This is a genomic window from Microbacterium sp. ISL-103 (genome assembly GCF_018613995.1).
Classification (GTDB): Bacteria; Actinomycetota; Actinomycetes; order Actinomycetales; family Microbacteriaceae; genus Microbacterium.
The window spans coordinates 1-2,537 of the sequence record NZ_JAGGPD010000141.1; the positions used below are offsets into that span (position 1 = coordinate 1).

Annotated in this window: 3 protein-coding genes; all 3 read right to left on the minus strand. The window is 68.0% G+C overall.

The features are described 5' to 3' along the window. A partial coding sequence (locus tag J7E68_RS06055) for an SWIM zinc finger domain-containing protein (protein ID WP_396652486.1) occupies positions 1-1,622 on the minus strand: 1,622 nt, incomplete at its 3' end. Between the two features lie 56 nt (positions 1,623-1,678). Further along, positions 1,679-2,089 carry a transcription antitermination factor NusB gene (gene nusB, locus J7E68_RS06060; protein WP_215170806.1) on the minus strand — a complete coding sequence of 137 codons (411 nt, stop codon included), beginning with the start codon at positions 2,087-2,089 and terminating at the stop codon, positions 1,679-1,681. 3 nt (positions 2,090-2,092) lie between these two features. Next, on the minus strand, positions 2,093-2,537 hold a 445-nt coding region (efp, locus tag J7E68_RS06065), incomplete at its 5' end, for an elongation factor P (RefSeq protein ID WP_215170807.1).

A 2,537-nucleotide genomic window follows, 5' to 3' on the forward strand; every position in this document is an offset into this window, starting at 1 on the left:
AGCTTCTTGCGACCCCTGGTCAGGGCGGTGAAGAGCGGACCGAACGGGATCCGGCTGCCGTCGAGCGTGACGAGGATGCCCAGATCGAACCAGTCCGAATCCGTCGTCTCGACGGTGGTGACCTTCACCTCGGGATCGCCGGTCAACTCTCGATAGTCCTTGCGCTCACCGCGGGATCGCACCGAGACCCCGGCGGCCTCGAGGGCGGGAACGCATTCCGCGACGAAGGCCGCAGCGTCGATGTCGTGGAACGAGCCGGCCGGCCTGAAGCTGGTCGACCGGAACTCCTGCCACACTCCTTCGATGAGCGCGCGCGACGTGGCCTCGGCATCGGCGTCACGCACCGCCGCACCGTTCCAGGCGAACGGCACGTGTCCGAAGCGGCCGTACGACCATTCGAACGAGTAGCTGACGACGTCTCCGCGCTCGTAGGTGACGGTGAGCTCGGGCTCGGGCTCGGGCACATCGGGCAGCGAGACGTCGCCCGCGGTGCTCACCGCACCACGACGAGCGAGCAGCGGATACGCGTCGGCGATGAAGGCCTCTTCGTCGGACGTCGGCACCACGATCGGCTGCGACGCTGCGAGGAGCGACCGCGTCTGCTCGCTCAGCGGGGTCTCGGCGAGCACGACCTCGATGCGTGCGCCGACCAGGGTGGCCGCGTACACACCGGTACGACCGACCGGATGCACCTCGGTCGCGAGCACGGGCCGGTCATCGATCCGCACATCCGCGGCGATCGAGAGCGACCCGTCCGACGTCCTCGAGATGAGGGCGGCGACGTCTGCGGTCGCCGCCAGCCGCACCGACGTGTTCTTCTGGCTCGCGACGAGCGGGATCCCCGCCTCAGCGCCCGAGCGCAGCTGGCGCCACAGCAGAGGCGACTCGACCTGGTCGAGAACCAGCCACTCCCCTGCGTTGCCGGAGAGCAGAGAGTCCCTCGAGATGCTGAGCAGATCGCCGAACCAGCGATTCTGGTCGCGGCCGAACTGAGAGGCGTCGCGGCGCACCGCATCCCATCCCGCCCCGCCCTGGATCCACGATCCCGTCTGGGCGCTGCGCATCAGCGGACGGATGGCGAGCAGCAGTTCGCCGTTCGGACGCGCGAGGTCGCGCGGGGTCGCCGCGCGAACCGGCCGCGGCGCCCAGTGATTGTCTCCTCGCGATTCGCGATGGCGCAGCTCGACGCCGAGCGCCAGCTGCTGCGGATGCCGCGAGACCGCCGGATCGAGAAGGCTGCGCCACGACGCCGCGGCCGTCACCCGCGGCGCCGGGGCCACGGACTCGGGAACCGCCGGCGCCTTCAGCGCCGCCGACTGCTGTGAGAACTCGTTGACGTTCGACGCGAGCACAGTCGCGACGACGTGCTTGCAGCCCGTTCGCACCGGGCAGGTGCAGTGGGTCGTTCGCATGCGGCGGGTGCCGTTCGACGAGACGAACCCGACCGCGGTGACGTACTGTGCGTCGCCGCTGCCCTGCACGTGCCCTTCGAGCTCGAGAAGCTCTTCGTGCCAGACGACGTCGAGCACGTTGCCTTCACGGAAATAGGCGAGACCGCGCTGGTATCCGCCGACGTCGGTGATCTGCATGAGGTCACGGAGATCGACGTGCGGCGCGGGCATGGTCCTATCCTTCCCGCGACCCCCGACATCGAGAGAGTCGCGGCCAGAGTCGTCGCTCAGGCTGCGCGTGAGACCCGCGCCAGAACACCGTGCACGAAGGCACCGGAGTCGTCGGTCGAGAACTCCTTCGCGAGCTCCACCGCCTCATCGATGGCCACGGCCGTCGGCACGTCGTCGTTGAACAGGATCTCCCACACGCCGATGCGCAGCAGGGCGCGGTCGACGGCGGGCATCCGCTCGAGACGCCAGTCTCGGCTGTGAGTCGTGATCAGCTCGTCGATCTCGTCGTGATGATCGATGATGCCGTCGACGACCTCGCGGGCGTACAGCCAGGACGCTTCACGTGCCGGCTCGCTCGCTGCGCGCTTGGCCTCGGCGGCCAGGGTCACCGATACGTCGTCGCCTCGGACGTCGGCGGAGAAGAGGATGTCGAGTGCGCGCTTGCGCGCCTTCGTACGAGCGCCCACGCCTTACTTCTCGCGGCCGAGGTAGTCGCCCGGGCGGGTGTCGACCTTGACCTTGGTTCCGGTCTCGACGAAGAGCGGCACCTGGATCTCGTAGCCGGTCTCGAGCGTGGCGGGCTTCGTGCCTGCCGAGGAGCGGTCGCCCTGCAGGCCCGGCTCGCTGTACGTGATCTCGAGGATCACCGATGCGGGCAGGTCGATGTAGAGCGGGTTTCCGTTGTTGAGAGCGATCGTGACCTGCTGGTTCTCGAGAAGGAAGTTCTTCGCGTCACCGACGGTCGCGGCGCTCACCGTGATCTGGTCGTAGTCGGTCTGGTCCATGAACACGTAGCCGTCGCCGTCGGTGTACAGGTAGGTGTAGTCACGGCGATCGACGTTCTCGATCACGATCTTCGCGCCGGCGTTGAACGTCTTGTCGACGACCTTGCCGCTCATCACGTTCTTGAGCTTG